This is a genomic window from Gracilimonas sp., assembly GCF_035704785.1.
Taxonomy (GTDB): Bacteria; Bacteroidota; Rhodothermia; order Balneolales; family Balneolaceae; genus Gracilimonas.
Window position 1 is genome coordinate 1 of the sequence record NZ_DASSWP010000103.1, and the last position, 17,580, is coordinate 17,580.

The 17,580-nt window shown below is 43.3% G+C and carries 16 protein-coding genes and 1 pseudogene; 5 read left to right on the forward strand and 12 right to left on the reverse strand.

What is annotated here, in order from left to right:
* The coding region (locus VFM80_RS06155) for a CPBP family intramembrane glutamic endopeptidase (protein WP_395070614.1) at positions 1 to 380 on the forward strand (380 nt) is incomplete at its 5' end.
* A gap of 4 nt (positions 381 to 384) precedes the next feature.
* Here VFM80_RS06155 and VFM80_RS06160 read toward each other — a convergent pair.
* The 11 genes from VFM80_RS06160 to VFM80_RS06210 all read right to left on the reverse strand — a co-directional run bounded on the left by VFM80_RS06160 (position 385) and on the right by VFM80_RS06210 (position 15,451).
* On the reverse strand, positions 385 to 591 hold the full coding sequence (locus tag VFM80_RS06160) for a GDCCVxC domain-containing (seleno)protein (protein WP_395070616.1): 207 nt from the start codon (positions 589 to 591) through the stop codon (positions 385 to 387).
* Positions 581 to 1,126: a DUF3347 domain-containing protein gene (locus tag VFM80_RS06165; RefSeq protein ID WP_395070618.1), complete on the reverse strand. Its 546-nt coding sequence runs from the start codon at positions 1,124 to 1,126 to the stop codon at positions 581 to 583. The genes VFM80_RS06160 and VFM80_RS06165 overlap by 11 nt, the downstream gene beginning before the upstream one ends.
* A gap of 53 nt (positions 1,127 to 1,179) precedes the next feature.
* Complete coding sequence (locus tag VFM80_RS06170; RefSeq protein WP_395070620.1) at positions 1,180 to 3,261, reverse strand: heavy metal translocating P-type ATPase; 2,082 nt, start codon at positions 3,259 to 3,261, stop codon at positions 1,180 to 1,182.
* A gap of 18 nt (positions 3,262 to 3,279) precedes the next feature.
* Complete coding sequence (locus VFM80_RS06175) at positions 3,280 to 4,353, reverse strand: DUF2231 domain-containing protein (RefSeq protein ID WP_395070622.1); 1,074 nt, start codon at positions 4,351 to 4,353, stop codon at positions 3,280 to 3,282.
* 95 nt (positions 4,354 to 4,448) lie between these two features.
* Entirely contained in the window at positions 4,449 to 6,746 is a 2,298-nt protein-coding gene (locus tag VFM80_RS06180; protein ID WP_395070624.1) for a multicopper oxidase domain-containing protein, read from the reverse strand.
* Between the two features lie 124 nt (positions 6,747 to 6,870).
* Complete coding sequence (locus VFM80_RS06185) at positions 6,871 to 7,329, reverse strand: hypothetical protein (protein ID WP_395070626.1); 459 nt, start codon at positions 7,327 to 7,329, stop codon at positions 6,871 to 6,873.
* A gap of 106 nt (positions 7,330 to 7,435) precedes the next feature.
* Positions 7,436 to 7,777 (reverse strand): P-II family nitrogen regulator, encoded by a 342-nt coding sequence (locus tag VFM80_RS06190; protein WP_395070628.1) that lies wholly within the window; start codon positions 7,775 to 7,777, stop codon positions 7,436 to 7,438.
* 26 nt (positions 7,778 to 7,803) lie between these two features.
* Positions 7,804 to 9,483 (reverse strand): efflux RND transporter periplasmic adaptor subunit, encoded by a 1,680-nt coding sequence (locus VFM80_RS06195; RefSeq protein WP_395070630.1) that lies wholly within the window; start codon positions 9,481 to 9,483, stop codon positions 7,804 to 7,806.
* Between the two features lie 95 nt (positions 9,484 to 9,578).
* A complete protein-coding gene (locus tag VFM80_RS06200; RefSeq protein ID WP_395070632.1) occupies positions 9,579 to 10,907 on the reverse strand; it encodes a TolC family protein in 1,329 nt (442 codons plus the stop codon).
* Positions 10,904 to 14,662: an efflux RND transporter permease subunit gene (locus tag VFM80_RS06205; protein WP_395070634.1), complete on the reverse strand. Its 3,759-nt coding sequence runs from the start codon at positions 14,660 to 14,662 to the stop codon at positions 10,904 to 10,906. Before VFM80_RS06205 ends, VFM80_RS06200 begins: the two co-directional genes overlap by 4 nt.
* A 327-nt stretch (positions 14,663 to 14,989) precedes the next feature.
* A complete protein-coding gene (locus VFM80_RS06210) occupies positions 14,990 to 15,451 on the reverse strand; it encodes a hypothetical protein (protein ID WP_395070636.1) in 462 nt (153 codons plus the stop codon).
* Positions 15,452 to 15,594: 143 nt separating this feature from the next.
* Here VFM80_RS06210 and VFM80_RS06215 point away from each other — a divergent pair, with 143 nt between their 5' ends.
* Both VFM80_RS06215 and VFM80_RS06220 read left to right on the forward strand, forming a co-directional pair.
* Positions 15,595 to 15,771: a hypothetical protein gene (locus VFM80_RS06215; RefSeq protein WP_395070638.1), complete on the forward strand. Its 177-nt coding sequence runs from the start codon at positions 15,595 to 15,597 to the stop codon at positions 15,769 to 15,771.
* Between the two features lie 2 nt (positions 15,772 to 15,773).
* Complete coding sequence (locus VFM80_RS06220) at positions 15,774 to 16,109, forward strand: hypothetical protein (protein ID WP_395070640.1); 336 nt, start codon at positions 15,774 to 15,776, stop codon at positions 16,107 to 16,109.
* 362 nt (positions 16,110 to 16,471) lie between these two features.
* Here VFM80_RS06220 and VFM80_RS13495 read toward each other — a convergent pair.
* Positions 16,472 to 16,624 (reverse strand): annotated as a pseudogene (locus VFM80_RS13495) (IS30 family transposase); the annotation flags it as partial.
* Here VFM80_RS13495 and VFM80_RS06225 point away from each other — a divergent pair.
* Positions 16,615 to 17,271 (forward strand): energy transducer TonB family protein, encoded by a 657-nt coding sequence (locus VFM80_RS06225; protein ID WP_395070642.1) that lies wholly within the window; start codon positions 16,615 to 16,617, stop codon positions 17,269 to 17,271. The pseudogene VFM80_RS13495 and the gene VFM80_RS06225 sit on opposite strands and share 10 nt — an antisense overlap.
* A gap of 214 nt (positions 17,272 to 17,485) precedes the next feature.
* A partial coding sequence (locus VFM80_RS06230; protein WP_395070644.1) for a DUF433 domain-containing protein occupies positions 17,486 to 17,580 on the forward strand: 95 nt, incomplete at its 3' end.

Here is a 17,580-nt window from a genome sequence, read left to right on the forward strand (position 1 = left end):
CCCGTTTTCAAATAGTCGGATACTTGGGATTTAGTTTTATTCTTACCGGCCTTTCTGAAGAAATACTATTTAGAGGCTTTATGCATACTTTTTTGTCCAAGTTTATTAAAGGGATCTGGAACTGGGGACAAATGGAAATGCCAATAGCCGGTTTTGTAGCCACCATCATTTTTACCATAGCCCATATTGGTTTTTCAATTGCCCCATTCGAGATCTGGCACCTGAATCCTCTCCAGCTCGTACAGGCTTTTGTGTTGGGGATATTCTATTCTTGGGCATACCACAAAACCGGAAGCTTGCTCGCACCTATTTTGGCTCATAATATTTCAAACGGATCGATAAGGGTAATGGATTACCTGTTATATTGGATACACATGTAATTACTCAACAGCATCTAGATTCAAGCTGAACCGGGGGACAGGGAGTATCTCCATAGGAACAAAAAACACAGCAATCTCCCTGCTTTGGTTTGATGACTTTCTCACAACCTGGACATTCCCAAAAGAACTGACAAGAATTTGTAGGCATCTCTTCTTTCTCTTGATGCCCGCAATTAGGACAGGTTACCGTTGAAGAAGTATTAACTTTCATCTGAATCTTTGATGATCAGTTCGGAAGAATCTCCACATCCAGGCATTGCCTGACCAAGAAATGGATTTTTCACTTTTTCTTCCGCACTAAGCCAACTGCTTCCGCCTTCATACATTGGGCAATATTGCTTGAACAACTTTCCTTCATAGCCCTGATTTTGGACGGCTGTAATAAGTTCATCAGAGATCTTCTTGAATGCGGATCGCAAGGCTTTGATGTCTTCCGCCCCCGAAGCTTCTTCTACAGCAGCCATCATTTTACCATGATGTTCGGCATGCTTTTCGGAATGCTCTTCATGATTATTCATTTCTCCGCTGCTATGCACTTCTTCCGAAAATGCGTGGAGATATTCTTTAGCAGATTCAAAATTATCCTGCACCAAGGCATTCTTGGCTTCCATATAATGAATGATCAACGTTTCAAGGTGATCGGTATGCTGATGTTGCTCTTGTTGATGATTGCCATGGTCTTCATGCTGAGCGATGGCTGTAAAGCTGATCAGGGATAATAGCGTAAGTGTTAGTATTGATTTCATAATCTGTTTAATAAGGGTGTTTAGTTTAAAAAATTGAATGTTGTTACTTAGAACTATCCTTCTTCCATCTTCAAAAACCGAGCGTTGATCGCTACTATGACTGTACTTAATGACATCAAAATAGCACCCACTGCAGGACTTAAAATTATGCCCCAGGCAAATAAAACACCGGCGGCCAAAGGAATGGCTCCTATGTTATAGCCTGATGCCCACCACAGGTTCTGCACCATTTTTCGGTAGGTAGATTTCGAAAGTTTGATCAACGCAGTAACGTCTTCCGGATTGTTTTTAACCAATACGATATCTCCGGTTTCAACGGCTACATCTGAGCCGGCGCCGATGGCAATCCCGACATCAGCTTGGGCGAGTGCGGGAGCATCATTCACGCCGTCTCCGGTCATGGCAACGAGTTTTCCTTGCCCCTGAACTTCCTTCACCTTGTCGGCTTTTTGATCCGGGAGGACTTCCGCAAATACCTGATCGATGCCTAGTTCTTTGGCTACATAATCTGCGGTCTGTTGATTATCTCCCGTAAGCATGATGCACTCAATGCCCATGTCATGCAGTACTTTGATGGCATTTTTAGAGGATTCACGAATTTCATCACCCAATGCAATGGCTCCAACAAGCGCATCTTCGATAATCACAAAAACCACCGTTTTTCCCTGCGATGAAAGTTCCTCAACTTCTTTTTGCGGGTAGTCCATTTCATTTTCGCGGACAAAGCCGGGGCTTACCACTTTCATTGACTTACCATTCACTTTACCCTTGATTCCTTTCCCGGTAATAGAATCAAATTCGTCCGGATCCCAGGTTTCCTCTGCTTTCTCCAAAATACCTTTGGCAAGGGGGTGTTCAGAGTTCTTCTCCAGTGAAGCGGCATATTTCAGGATCTCATCATCGGTATGATTATCTCCAAAATTGAGGATATCTGTTACGGTGAAGGTGCCTTCCGTGAGGGTTCCTGTTTTGTCGAAGATAACGGCATCCAGGTTTCGGGCTTGCTCAAAAGCGGCACGATCACGGATCAGAAATCCATTGGTAGCAGCGATACTGGTAGATCTTGAAACTACGAGCGGAATGGCGAGTCCAAGTGCATGCGGACAAGTAATTACCATCACGGCCACGGTTCGGTTCATGGCAAAATCAAAACTTTGCCCGGTAAAGAAGACCCAGGCTGCAAAGGTGATAAGTCCTGCCGTGATGGCTACGATGGTCAGCCAGAAAGCAGCCCTGTTGGCCAGATCCTGTGTTCGGGACTTACTTTCCTGAGCCTGACGAACTAAATCCACAACTTGTGAGAGGAATGACTCATCCCCCGTTTTGGTAATTTTTACTGTGATGGATCCTTTTTCATTTACCGATCCGCCAATTACCTCATCCTCTTTTTTCTTATTTACAGGTTTGGATTCGCCGGTTAGCATGGATTCATTCACACTTGTTTCACCTTTTACTACCACACCATCTGCCGGTATCTTTTCTCCCGGCTTAATGAGAATTTTGTCTCCTTTTTGAAGTTCTTCAACCGGAACATCTTCAGTAGAGCCGTCTTCATTCACCCGGTGGGCTTCTCCAGGAAGTAATTCAGCTAGTTTTTCTAAAGCTGCCGAAGCACTCATCACCGAGCGCATTTCGATCCAGTGACCCAACAGCATAATGCCAACCAAAGTTGAAAGCTCCCAATAGAGCAGATCTCCCTCAAATCCGAAAACAACAGCCGTACTGTATAGATAGGCAATGGAGATCGCGAGTCCAATCAAAGTCATCATGCCCGGTTGTTTCTTCTTAAGCTCATCCGCCAAACCGGTAAGGAATGGCCATCCACCAAAGAAATAAACGACAGTAGAAAGTGCTGCAAGTATCCATTCATCACCGGCAAATCGCCAATCGACCCCCAAAAAATGCTGGATCATAGGCGATAGCGCCATGATGGGAATGGTTAACCCAAGCACCCACCAAAAGCGCCATTTAAAATCTTTGACCATCATTTTGTGATGATCGTGGTGGGAATGTTCATGAGAACCGTCTGATCGCTTGGCCTGTTTCTCAGAAGTCTTGTGACTCTGGGAGCGGTCTGACGGATGTTTGTGTCCATCACCATGATTATGTTCGTGATTGTGATTTTTGTGATCCATGACAATGTCCTTGAATAGTTAATTTAATTGAGTCAATTCTACTTGAGATATAAGCACTGAGCCACTGCCTTGTATCTTTAGTCCCACATTTCCGCTTTCCGGAGCATCATCGTGGCCATGCACTTTCATTTCCCGGTTCACATATCCCCGAAAATGAGTTCCGTCTCCAACAACACGCAGAAATAATTTTCCATCCGCTTCAAATGTACCTTCTGCAAATATGGTGGTGTTTCCATTTTGCATTCTTCCCTGACGAATGACGCCCTCAGAATTCAGAGATACAAAGTCATAATTATCCGCATCCTGTAAGTGATGAACGAGTTCTATCTCTCCATCTAAATTATCCAGATTGAGGTAGTAATCGACCTGAATATTTTGATAAGAGTCATGAGTCACAAACAGGTTTGCCTGTTCTGAGGCTTCAAGCCGAAGCCGAGGTGGTTGAGCTTGAGTGACCACCGGTTTTAAGCCTTGAACAGAACCTTCCAACCAGTGAAAATTAGCGATGAGATCACTGACGGAATTTTGATTCATATCCCAAGTCCAGTCTCCATTTTCTTTTCTAATAAAAGATGAAGCGGTCGAAGTAGTATCCGTGGTTACTGAGGATTCTGACTCTTCTTGTTGCAATAGCTGCCCGGTTCCTGCTCCGTATCCAAATACCATTTTTCCACCATACTCCGCAGTCTCATACACCATAAATAAACCCGGTAACACCGTTAAGAAAGCAATGATCTTAAAGCTTTTCTTCTCAAAAAGATCAAACCAGTGAAAGGCAATTCTCAATATGGCATAGAGAATAAAGAACCAAAGAAGATATTGGGCCCAATCGGCGTGTTCACTCAGCACCGATTGAGCTTCTGTCGGTAGAAAGATGGTGTCTGCCGCTACGGTTCCGCTATAATATGTAACACCGGTAAACAGTGCTCCAGCTACATATAGGATTGTATTTTTGGTTTCATCCCACCATTTTTCTGGAATAAAAAAGGTAATAAGGTTTGCAAATGCGGCCACCACTAACAGTGCAATAGGAAAGTGTACAAGCAGCGGGTGTATGTTGGGAGCCCAATCGGGCGTAATAAATAGATCCATGTCTTATAGTTAGTTAACGGTGATTTATTTTGTTAGTTAATTGTAGCAATAAAAATGGGTTCAAATGATTTCCAATTTTCCATCATCCCAATTCGCTAAAACTTCAGAGATAATCCGGCTCCCCAGCCAAAGTGTTCGTCATAATTTGCGGTGATAGAAAAATACTCGTTTAGCAAATACTCCAATCCGGCGGTATAGGAAGTTTCTTGTTCAAGATTTTCTCCGATCGGTAGGTCTTCAACTAGTCCGGCATCCATCTTCCATTTGAAATGTCCTACAGCCATCAATCGCTGCGTTAAAGGAATATGTGTATTAAGCTTTAATTCCGGACGAAGTTTATGGTCCACGCCAAGGTCGGTATCAAGTATATACAACAACAGATAACGCATGCCAATTCGCCCAACGACTTCATGATCATCAAGGGAATTCTCAACGATATTTTCGGCTTGTATTCCTCCGTAAATCCTGAAATAGTTGCCCACAAATCGTTCGTAATCGGCAGTGAGTTCATAATTTTGGTTCCAGCCAAATTCGGTTTCCAGGTTAAATTGATTATTGGTATTGGAAGCAACGAGATCTAAAGTTCCCATGTGACTCATTCCGGTTACGGTTCCCCAGGTGAAGAACTCTTTGTCATGTTTATACAGCGTGCCCACGGGATAGGGCGCCAGTCGTTCGTCCCGTTCACTTCCCTCATAACTGAAAACCCGAGACATTCCGGCTTTCATGTGATACAGGATGTGACAGTGAAAAAACCAATCCTTTTCCTCGTTAGCTGCAAACTCAATGGTGATCCGGCTCATAGGCGGGACATCTACAGTATGCTTAAGCGGAGCATATTCTCCATTCCCATTCAGCACTCTAAAGAAATGTCCGTGTAGGTGCATAGGGTGATGCATCATGGTGGTATTATTCAGGGTAACCCGAACCACTTCCCCTTTCTCGATCTTTATTTTATCGGAAGCAGATAGCGTTTCCCCATTGATGCTCCAGGTGTAACGCCACATGTTTCCGGTCAGGTTGAAAGTCAAATTTCGAACCGAATCCCCTTCACTAAATTCCGTGGATTCCGGTGATTTGAGGATGGAATTGTTGTACCCGGTTTCCCACATGGTCATAGGTGCTGTTGGGTCGTCCATTTCGTGCATGGAGTGATCTTCTTCTTCCTCCATTTCATCCTCCTGATCAGAATGCATATTGTGGTTGTTATGCATATCATGATCCATCTCTTCTCCATCGCTCATATCCATCATATCATGTTCGGATGTAGTGGCTTCGTAAGTTGAAAAAGTCCCATCTTCTTCACCATCCAAAGACATATCGTGACCGCTTCCACCGTGCATGTCCGCCATTTCTGCGCCCATTTGCTGGTAATCCGGGAATGGAATATCCGAGGCGTATTTTTTAGTTCCATTTCCAACAAAAGCCGAAGCAGACCCCGTTACATCTTGCGAAGTGGCTTGAAATTCCAGGCTTTCTCCTTCTTTAACGGTGATGATGAAATCGTAGGTTTCTGCCAGACCAATTAGAACTTTTTCAGTCTCTACAGGCTGAACATTCAATCCATCCGCAGAAACGATCTTGAGATCACCGCCTGCATAATTCAGCCAGAAATAACTGGAAGCACCTGCATTAATCACTCTTAGTCTGATTTTGGTTCCCGGCTCAAATTGATCATAGACCTGCTCCTGTTTTCCGTTGATCAGAAAGGCGTCGTAGGGAATATCGGAAATATGCATTCCCGGCATTTTTTGAGCCCAAAGTTTGAATTGAGACCCCACTGTTTTGCTTTGTATGGATTTCAGCAAAGACGGTGCATTTCCCAGCTCAACGCCATACCACTCGTTATGGCGCTTCAGGTTTTTCATGATGTGATGGGGATCATCATTGGTCCAATCCGATAACACAAGCACGAGGTCTTCGTCATATTCCAATTCCTTCTCTTTCGGCTCAATTACGATGCTCCCATAAATCCCCTTTTGCTCCTGAAGTCCGGTGTGGGAATGATACCAATAGGTGCCGGAGTGAGTTAAAGGGAAGTCATATCTAAGTGTTTTGTCGGGACGAATAGGGGGTGTAGTCAGATAAGGCACGCCATCCATATAATTTGGCAGGAGCAAGCCATGCCAGTGAACTGAGGTTTCTTCCTCCATGGTGTTGGTCACATAAATAACGGCATGTTTACCTTCCTTAAATCTTAGTGTAGGACCGGGAATACTACCATTGATGGCCATAGCGCTGACCGGTTTTCCGGTAATATTCATGGTCTGTTCACTGATTGTGAGGTGATAGATCAGGCTGTCGCCTTTCACCTCCAGCTGCAGATCCTGTGATTGAACCGGGTTAATGAAAGCAAAAACTGCAATGATTGATACTATGAGATTTAATTTCATAAATGCTTATTTAATAGTTTTAAGGTGTATTTGTAAGAGTTCTTAAAGCAAGTCTTTCTTCTGTTCCTCATATTCCTCTTTATCAATTCCCCGCTTGCAGGTTCTCTGGCAAATATTTTTATATTTAATGATGTCCATGACCTTTCATGTCATCGGAATCTTTATCCAATCCGTTGTCATGCATCATCTGCATGCACTGCATATGCATTTTCATCTCTGACGAATCACCCATCATTTCCATCATCTTAGAATGATCCATATCACCGTCCATCATAGACTGCATCATCTCCATATGCTTTTTCATGCGTTCTTTCATTTCGGGATTATTCCTCATAGCATTCATTTTTTCCATCATGTTGGAGTGATCCATTTCTTCTGAAGACATCATTCGTTGCATCATCTTAGCTCGCATTTCCGGATTCTCCATCATATGATCCATCATCATAGTTTGCATGGATGAGTCTTGCATCATTTCCATCATTCGTTCTTTTTTCTGTTCCATGTTTTGCTGTTGTGCTGTGGCTGTTATTGACAACCCAAAACTAATTAACAGTAACAGCATTGTTGTTTTCATCTTTTTCATGACTCTATATTGATTTTATTATTATTACCTTTTTTAAAATATCATCTATTAACTACTTAATATTACATTATATTGATTCATATTTTTTGAATAACGAAAAATTATACTATTCTATGACTTGAGTACCTTCTTTGCCATCCCTGATCCTGATCATATTTTCAATAGGCATCACAAATATAATTCCATCCCCCCGTGAGTCTGTCGAAGCAGTTTTTTGAATGATCTCAATAATGGATTCAACGGCCTCATCCAAGGCAGTGATTTCTATTTTTACCACTTTAGAGTGCATGGCAGGAAATTTCAGTAAACCGTGGGCGTGATCAGGATCCGTATATTGCCCCGCTCCTTCACCTCTGAAAACGGTAATGCAGCAATGTCCTTCCGCCCGAAGTGCTTTATATACTTCTTCCAGCAACATAGGTCGTATGTACGCTTTTACTAATTTCAAAATGCCTCCTTTTTTGGGTTGAACTATCAATTCATTTGCTGAACGGTTTCTCCACAGTTGTGCATCTGAGTTCCATAAAATGGGTTTTCGATCTCTTTCTCATCACTGATCCAGGCGCTTCCGCCATCATACATCGGGCAGTATTGTTTGAATAAGTTTCCTTCATAGCCTTCCTTTTCAACTTGTTTGATAAGTGCTTCAGAAATTGATTTGAACTCAGCCCGCAGTTCCTCAATGTCACTGAAGCTATCCATTGAAAACATGGTGATATGTTCTTTGGCTGATTCAAAATTATCGTTGGACAAAGTTTCCCGAAGTTTCAGATATTCAGGAACAAGTACTTCCAGATCTTCCAGCATTTGATGGTCGAAATGATCTTCCGTCTGTTCCATTTCTGCATCACCTATTTCCGTGTCACCGTGGTTGTGAGCTCCGGTATTCGCTCCTGAACCGGGTTCTGGGTTCATCATGCTCAGTTTGTCGCTAAGTTGTGCTGCTGCATCTACTTTGAACGTCCCATTTGTGACCACACGCTCTCCGGCTTTCAGCCCGGACTCAATTACATATTCATTTCCTGCTCTTTTGCCCAAAGAGACTTCCCTGCCTTCAAAAGCGGGGGTATCATTTGTGGAAACATCCACGAACACAATGGATCGCTCGCCGGTCCATAGCACAGCGCTTCTGGGAACAAGCAATTGTTGTTCTTGGTCTGCTTTGGATGAGATCACACCCTCGGCAAACATGCCGGGTTTCATCCTGTTTTGAGGATTATCTGCGGTGATACGAACCTCCATAGTTCGTGAATTTTCATCCAAAAAAGGCTGGATAAAACTGATATTTCCGGTGTAAGTCTGTCCGGGAACAGAGCTCACCGTAAACTCCACCTTGTCTCCGGTACTCAAATTACTGACCGCCGATTCAAACGCCTCAAATTCAACCCAAACGCTGGAAAGATCTGCGATTCGGTAAAGCATGGATCCTTCCTGAATATGGTCTTCTCGTGAAATATTGATCTGGGAAATAAATCCTGATACGGGTGAGAAGAAATCAAGCTCTTCCATTACTTCTCCGGACCGTTCGATCTGATCAATGGTCTCTTCCGGGAATTCCCAAAGCAAAAGCTTGCGTCGGGTAGACTCATATAATCGAGGATTTTGCTCTTTGAATTTTGCGGTTTCCAGTAGTTCACGTTGAGCAGTGATTAGCTCGGGGGAGTAAATGGAGGCTAGTTTTTGTCCTTTCCGCACATAATCTCCGGTATAATCCACATACAGCTCCCGGACACGGCCCGGAAAATGAGCCGTTACATTTGACACCAGATTCTGATTTACCGTTACTTTGCCCGGTAAACGAGTTTCCATCACAGGAATTCCTGTCTTAACTGGAGTGGTTTTGATCTCGGCCAGTGCCAGTGCCGACTTTGAGAACTGCACTGCATTTGGGCTTAAAGATTCAGGATCACCTTCACCAAGATCATCAACGGGAATTAGTTCCATCCCACAAATAGGGCAATCGCCGGGTTCATTTTCACGCACCTGAGGGTGCATGCTGCACGTGTACACTACATTGCCTTCCTCATCGGTATGGGTTTCTGAGATATGTTCTTCAAGCGTTTGTGGCTCTGAAGTTCCTCCAAAGAACACATAGCCAAGGAATAACCCGCCAAGGATAAGTCCGGAATAAATAAGTATGTTTTTAGTTTTCATGATTCTTGATGTTTAGTGGTGAAATTTTTTATAGCCGAAAAGATTTTCTGACCTGTTCAAAGTTCGGTGTTGGATGTTCCTTGTTCGATGTTCGATCATAGCTCCTCATTCTCATTATGCTCACCCGTCAAATACCGGATATACGCCGCCGCTTTGTGCTCCTCAGTTTTGGCTTGAACGCGTTTCAGTTGGTATTCCAGTTGCTTGCGTTGCATCCGCAGGATTTCCTCAAAGTCAGAATTGCCAGAGGAATAGGCATCCATCATAATGTCGATGGCCTGTGTGATGCGCTGAATTTGCTTTTCGTTGTAGAGATTGAATTTCCGTTGGGCATCTTTGTAATCTCTAAGTAATGCATCCAATTCGGTTTGGAGAGAGTTTTCACGGGCTGTGATCTGATATTGAATATCCTGAATATTTCGTTCAGCCTGCTGTACTTTGGCATTATTCTTTTTTCCGAAGAGGGGCACTTTGAATCCGGCCATAACCATGAGCGCATCCTCTCCGCTGTTAGCTACGTTCGGCATATCAGTCTCACCGGTAAAGATATAATCCACTCCGAGTTTGATACCGGGCCTGTTCTGTTTCTCAGCCAGTGATTTCATTTCCTCGGAAGAAGCTTCTTGATACCGGAGTCGGTTTAAATTTGGGTTTTGCTGCTGAATTTGAGTCATGAGTTCCTCGCGGGATTTGATCTCTGTTTCTCCCAAAGAATCAGGCAACATGATCTTGGCACCTTCACTACGATTCAGCAACTCGTTCATTCGCTGAATCAGAACCTCCCGATTATCCTTTAACAGCTCGATCTGAATGTTGAGGTCTTCCTCTTCAATTTGAGCTCGCAGTACATCCACTTGCGTGGCACGACCGGTTTCATATCGCGCCAGGCTCAGCTCAACTAATGAGTTAAGGATCGCCTGGTTTTCTTCAGCAATGCGAATGCTTTCATCCAGCTCGTAGAGTTCCAGAATTGTCTGTTCCACTTTTAGAAAAATGCGATTACGGCTTTCCTGAAAGGATTCGAAGGCCGCCTTAGCTCGCAAATCAGAAGCAGAACGCTGATCGCTTAAAGAGCCAAACCAAGGTAGCATTTGAGAGACGGATATCCGTCCTTGCTGGGGCCCCACTCTCGTCTCGATGGGCTTGATGAAATACGAAAATGAAACTTCCGGGTCGGGTAAGGTTCCCATAATGGGACTTTCTTCCAGAGCCGATAAGTACTGCTGGTATTTCGCTTTCAGCTCCGGATTGTTTTCGGCTGCTTCCTGTTGGTATTGGGTTATTGTTTGGGCATTTGCCGTGAAGGACAGTAGAAGCAATAGCCACATTGTTACAAACCGCAAAGGCGCTAAGAGCGCAAAGGATCTTTTCTTCCAGTTTAAAGTTGGATGTTCAATGTTCCTTGTTCGATGTTCTTCTCTCATTTCAGGCTCCGTTTCATTTTAAATTCTTTCCACATGTAGTACAGCACCGGTATCACCAACAGCGTAATGACTTGCAAAAACATCCCGCCCACACTCGGGATAGCCATTGGTACCATGATATCTGAACCGCGACCGGTGGAGGTAAGTACGGGCAATAGCGCAAGAATGGTAGTGGCCGTTGTCATCAGTGTCGGCCGGATTCTTCGGGTACTTGCTTCAATTACTACTGCTCTCAATTCTTTAGATGTCGTTGGTTTTATACGGTCAAATAGTTGATCGAGATAAGTAGCCATGACTACGCCACCATCCGCCGCGATTCCAAATAAAGCGATAAAGCCCACCCAAACAGCCACACTTAAATTCACGGTTCCCATTTGGAAGAGGTTCCGCAGGTTTTGGCCAAATACTTCGAAGTTCAGGAACCAGCCCTGACCGTAAAACCAAATAAGCAAAAATCCGCCCGCCCAGGCCACAAAAATGCTGCTAAAGATCATGGACGTGGTAGCCACCGAACGGAATTGGAAATACATAACCAGGAAAATAATAACCAGCGCAATGGGCAGAATGATACTCAATCGTTTTTCAGCCCTCACCTGATTTTCGTAATTCCCGGCAAACTCGAAATTGATTCCGGCAGGAATTGTAAGATCACCGGAGTCCACTTTATTCTGAATTATCTGTCGTGCATTCTCTACAACTTCTACTTCTGCATAACCATCCATTTTATCGAAGATTACATATCCAATTAAGAAAGTGTCTTCACTTTTAATGGCCTGTGGACCCTGTCTGTATTTGATTTCGGCAAGTTGAGTCAGCGGAATCTCCGTTCCGGTTTTAGTTGGGACTAAGAGTTCACCAAGTGCCTGGGGATCACTTCTCAACTCCCGCGCAAAGCGTACCCGAATGGGATAGCGCTCGCGTCCCTCAACCGAGGTGGAGACTGCCATTCCACCTACACCCATCGACATATACTGTTGTGCATCCTGAACGGAAAGTCCGTAGCGAGCAAGTTGCTCCCTATCCCAATCCACTTCCAGATATGGTTTTCCGACAATACGCTCAGCAAAAACAGAAGAGGCTTTTACGCCTTCAGCTTCACGAAGCACTTCTTCCAACTCCAATCCAAAGTTCTCAATTTCCCGCAAGTCATTACCTTTAACTTTTACACCCATTGGAGCTCGCATTCCGGATTGCAGCATAATCAACCTTGTTTCTATGGGTTGAAGTTTTGGAGCAGATGTGGTTCCGGGGATACGGGAAACAGAAATAATCTCATCCCATATATCATCGGGCGACTGAATGTGGTCGCGCCATTGACGGTAATATTCTCCATCTTCATCTGGAATGAGCTCGCCTTTTTCATCCTCCACAAACTCTCCCGAATCATCCAGTTTAAATCGAACACGACGCCCGTTTTCATCGGTTTTGTATTCAGATTTATAGAGAATGACATTCTCGAACATGGATACAGGGGCTGGGTCAAGAGCTGATTCGGTCCGTCCCATTTTACCCACTACCGTTTCCACTTCAGGGATGGCATTTACGGCCATATCAATTTTCCGCATCACGTCTTCGGCTTCTTCAACTCCGGCGTGGGGCATCGTTGTGGGCATCAGCAGGAAGGCTCCTTCATCCAGAGCAGGCATGAATTCCTCGCCGAGTCCGGGAAAGGTTTCGGAGGCGGAAGTCCAGACTGAAGTTTCGCGGACATCCACTCCTATTACATCAAAACTCTTGGCTATAAAACCGAAAGTGGTGGCAAAGCCCAGCCAGATCATCACACCTAAAACCATGAAAGCAGATGGGATAGCGAGGAAGACCTTTTTATTATCCAGACACCACCCGATGATGGGTTGATAGTATTTTATGATGAGCCAGAAGGCGGCCAATATGAGTGCGATCAATATCACAATAAAGATCAGATTACCGGCAAAAGAGACGGATGGCCCAAACGGAAGCCAATATTCTGTCAATAGCCAAGTTACCACCACAACTGACAAGGCATTGTTTAAAAACGGAATTTGTTGTCGATAGCTTTCATCAAAAAAATACCCGGCGCCGTTGATGAGTCCGAAGCCTAAGATCAAAAATCCGCCCCATCCGGAGATGGTGAACATGGCGATTAACCCACCGATCACTAATAATGCATTCCAGCTCAATTTCAGTTTCCGGTTGTTGATCTTAAGTCCAAAGAACCAGTGGGCAAAGGGTGGAATTAGAGTGATAGTGATAATGATGGAAGCGATCAGTGCAAAGGTCTTGGTATAGGCTAGTGGCTTGAAGAGTTTGCCTTCGGCCGCGATCATGGTGAAAACTGGCAAGAAACTAACAATAGTAGTGGTGATGGCAGTCAACACGGCCCCGGCTACTTCAACAGTGGCGTTATAAATTACTTCCATTAGAGATTCATCTTTATCCATTTCCTCCATATGCCTGAGCATGTTTTCAGAAAGGATCACCCCCATATCCACAATGGTCCCGATAGCAATAGCAATCCCCGAAAGTGCCACGATGTTGGCATCCACGCCAAAGTATTTCATGGCAATAAAGGTCATGAGTACGGCAATGGGCAGCATGGCAGAAATAAGAACTGAAGTCCGCAGGTTCATCACCATAATGATGATCACAATGATGGTGATAAGGATCTGGAGGGAGAGGGCTTCTTCCAGTGTACCAAGCGTTTCGCCAATCAGCGTGGAGCGGTCATAAAATGGTACAATGGTGACTTTAGATTCGGTACCGTCTTCCAGGGTCTTGGAAGGTAAACCAGCTGAGATTTCGGCAATTTGTGCTTTTACATTATCGATTACTTGTTGCGGATTCGCGCCCTGCCGGGCGACTACTACGCCGCCTACAGCTTCTGCTCCGGCTTTATCTAAAGCACCTCGTCGGGGTGCCGGACCCATACTCACAAAGCCAACGTCCTGAATACGGATGGGTGTATTATCTACCACCTTCACCACGGCCGATTCGAGGTCTTCCAGATTTTCGATGTAACCGAGTCCGCGCACCAAATACTCAACATTATTCATCTCGATGGTACGCGCTCCGGTTTCAGCATTGGCTTTTCGCACGGCATCAATGACTTCCGTCAGAGTAACATCATAGGTTTTTAGCTTATTGGGATCTACATCCACCTGGTACTCTTTTACATAGCCACCGATGGAGGCGACCTCAGCTACACCTTGCGCTCCGGAAAGTCCGTATTTTACATAAAAATCCTGGAGGGATCGTAACTCCTGCGGATCCCAGCCACCCGCGGGATTCCCATTTTCATCCCTTCCTTCGAGTGTGTACCAGAAGATCTGTCCAAGCGCCGTGGCATCCGGACCAAGGGATGGTTTGGCAGCTTGTGGCAAAGTGCCTGCCGGCAGTGAATTCAGCTTTTCCAAGATCCGCGAGCGACTCCAATAAAACTCCACATCCTCTTCAAAGATCACATAGATGCTGGAGATTCCTGTCATGGAGGTACTCCTGACAGTCTTCACGCCCGGCACAGTCAGTAACTGCGTAGTCAGTGGATAAGTGATCTGGTCTTCGATATCCTGTGGAGATTGTCCCTCCCACTCGGTATACACGATCTGCTGGTTTTCGCCGAGATCCGGGATGGCATCTACGGGAACAGGATCACGGGGCAGGAAATCCAGATTCCAGTTGAAGGGGGCAACAGCAAGTCCCCAGCCTACCATGACCAGCAGAAGCAGTACAGCCACAAGTTTATTTTCCAGGAAAAACCGAATGGTTTTGTTTAGCATTTCTGATTGGTTATTAGGAATTGGTTAATGATTCTTTAGAGTTCGTTCCGAACGTCTCGTTCGGAATGCATACAGGAACCTCTGGTTCCTATTAGGTATATTTGAGCTTGGTTGCCCTCTCTCTCTGATTTTCAGCAAAGCTGAAATCGGTCTCTCTGCGAAGAGATATAGGTTTTTACCAAGTCCAGTATTCTTGGAATCGAATAAATCCATAGAAAATGGCTAGAAACCTGTGTCCCTTTGGAGGGACCGTGAGAACAGCTCGCTGTTACTTACAGGGAGGAGAGTCAGAGAAAAAGCAACCGACTCAATAAGAAATACCAATCCCTAGATCAGAAAAGACTCGTTAGAGAGGTATATAGGCGGGGGTGAATAAGCATCAGAAACCGGAATTTGAAAAGCGTGGGTTCCGGATTCATCGGTGTGAATTTCTGCCAGAACCTGAAGCACCTGTAATACAGGAACCTTTGTTTTGAGCTGAGCTTTTGCTTCCGTCTTAACCGGCGCTTCCTCTATGGAACAAGCACAGGCAAAACCAAGATCATGAGCTTTGTGGTGTTTATTATCTGTTTTGGGATGATGTTGGTGTTCCGGCGCTTCAGTAGCCTGCCCATTCATGGGGCGATCTTCACCATGTTCACTCATCAGTTGCATGGGATGCTTCATTTCCTGCATCTCATCACACACATCTTCCGACATGGCATGAAGACCTGAAGGAATCGAAACCCCGATCAGAATACTCAAACTGAGTAATGAGGCGATAAAACGATATGTGATAGAAATTTTCACAAACTTAAATTAGTCAAAGTAGCAGTTAATTCAAAGCAGGTCGGGCAGGAAGTCAGGATTTGATAAATGTTTAACGGGATTTGGTAAGGTGAAAATAAACAACCAAAAAAATAATTTATATTTAATTATTAAAATATCAGAATATGAAAATTGAAATACCTGAACCTCTTTTCCATCGCTTGCAAAAACATGCTATTCCTCTTGTCGATAATATCCCATCTGTAATCACAAAAATTTTGGACAAATATGAAGAATATGAAAATATAGATGGGGTTAAAAATTCTTTAAAGCAAAAAAAGATATCTATGATGATAGTGTAGATTTGAAGCATACCAAAGTTATCAAAGGTCATTTTGAAAATGTCCATATAAAAAACTGGAATGATATGTTGGCTCAGTCTCATATTGTTGCTTATAGAAAATTAGGTGATTGGACTAAACTCAAGGATATGTCAATTGCCCGGATAGCAAAAGGAGAAAGAAGTGAAAATGGCTTTCCCTATCTTGAAGATATAGACATTTCAATCCAAAGAAGAAGTGCGAATAAATCTTGGGAAGCGATAAAACATTTAGCATTCAGCTCAATATTGAAGCATATGTTGAATTTTTTTGGAGAAATAAAAGTGAAGCCCAAAAGCCTGGCGAAAAATATGTATTGAAAGTTAACGACTACGAATAAGCATGAATTAGGATTAAACAAATTAATACAGCACTAATAATTACAATTTTAGCACTTACTGATTGCTATTCACAAGTCAAAATTGATTTTGATGAATTCGATGATATAGTAAGATATTCAACTGAAATTGAGATTGTAAAAGAAGATGAATCTGAACTATATATGGCTCAAATAAGATCAATTTTTTATTCTGAAAAATTAGATCCTACTTACTTTTTTGATGTTTCCACAATTGAACATGCTATTGAATACACTAAGTCAGGGACCATTATATTTTTGATTGATGGAGAAAGAATCAGAAAAACAGTTGCTAATCAGGAAAGGTTATTATCAAGGCTGAGTTCAAGTCATTAATGCAACAGCGCGGTATTTTAGGGTTTGCTGTATGGGTGAAAGGTAATCAAATTTTCGAATAGGTCGATTATTGAGATGTCGTTCAACGGTTTTGATGCGTTGCTCGGATACTTCACGAAGATCGGTACCCTTTGGAAAGAAAAGAGGCTAACAAAATAGCTAATGCTGATTTAGTAAGATTAAGAGTTAATGAAGAAACGTACCGAATCCCTATTTATGGAATAGAACAAATAGACAAAACTTGGCATGAATTGGATAATTTATTAGATACTCTTTCTACAATGAATAGTAAAAACAGATATTTGTATATAGAAAAAGTAAGAGACGAAAATAGTAAAACTGTTCAAGGCAAGTCAAAAAGACCTATTGCACCAAATGAGGATGATGCAAGGCATGAAGACAAGGAAATTGAGAGCGGTCAGGTAAACCTAGAAAATGTTGAAAATGACACAGATAAAGAGGGCGCTCATAGTGATGAAAATCTTGACAAAAGATTAGAAAAGGATATAGAAAAGAGATCCTTTTATGAATTAAAGTGGGAAGGAGATATAAATCGTAAACCCATAGCTCAACCACTTCCCAAAAATATTTCTAATTCTGAGGCTTTAATTACGGTGCGCTTTGTAGTAAAGCCTGATGGAAAAGTTGGTAGAATTATCCCTCTTAGAAAAATGAATCCTGAATTAGAAAGGGAAGTGATAAGTACTCTCAAAGACTGGCTTTTTTCTAAGTTACCGGAAGATGATCTACAAAAGGATCATTGGGTTACTATTACCTTCAAATTTTGAATATAATTAAAAATTATATAGTACTCCTTTACTCTGATTTCACCTGTTCTGTCACAGGACTCATTATTGAGGCTGAACTTGAGGCTCCTCCATCTAATCACAAAAAATCAGAGATAAACAATGGAATTGATTATAATGTCGTTGGATTAATAGATGACCATTCATCTTAAAATGATACATCATGGATAAAGAAGCCCTGCTTAAAAGAATTACAATGAACCCAAAGGTCAGCTTTGGCAAACCGACCATCCGCAATATGCGCTACCCAGTTGAGATTATTCTTGATCTGCTTGCAGCGGGAATGACTAC

Coding starts and splice junctions, on each gene's coding strand:
- VFM80_RS06160 (WP_395070616.1), bottom strand. CDS start 591: ATGAAAGTTAATACTTCTTCAACGGTAACCTGTCCTAATTGCGGGCAT.
- VFM80_RS06205 (WP_395070634.1), bottom strand. CDS start 14,662: ATGCTAAACAAAACCATTCGGTTTTTCCTGGAAAATAAACTTGTGGCT.
- VFM80_RS06175 (WP_395070622.1), bottom strand. CDS start 4,353: ATGGATCTATTTATTACGCCCGATTGGGCTCCCAACATACACCCGCTG.
- VFM80_RS06170 (WP_395070620.1), bottom strand. CDS start 3,261: ATGGATCACAAAAATCACAATCACGAACATAATCATGGTGATGGACAC.
- VFM80_RS06200 (WP_395070632.1), bottom strand. CDS start 10,907: ATGAGAGAAGAACATCGAACAAGGAACATTGAACATCCAACTTTAAAC.
- VFM80_RS06180 (WP_395070624.1), bottom strand. CDS start 6,746: ATGAAATTAAATCTCATAGTATCAATCATTGCAGTTTTTGCTTTCATT.
- VFM80_RS06195 (WP_395070630.1), bottom strand. CDS start 9,483: ATGAAAACTAAAAACATACTTATTTATTCCGGACTTATCCTTGGCGGG.
- VFM80_RS06185 (WP_395070626.1), bottom strand. CDS start 7,329: ATGAAAAAGATGAAAACAACAATGCTGTTACTGTTAATTAGTTTTGGG.
- VFM80_RS06165 (WP_395070618.1), bottom strand. CDS start 1,126: ATGAAATCAATACTAACACTTACGCTATTATCCCTGATCAGCTTTACA.
- VFM80_RS06215 (WP_395070638.1), top strand. CDS start 15,595: ATGAAAATTGAAATACCTGAACCTCTTTTCCATCGCTTGCAAAAACAT.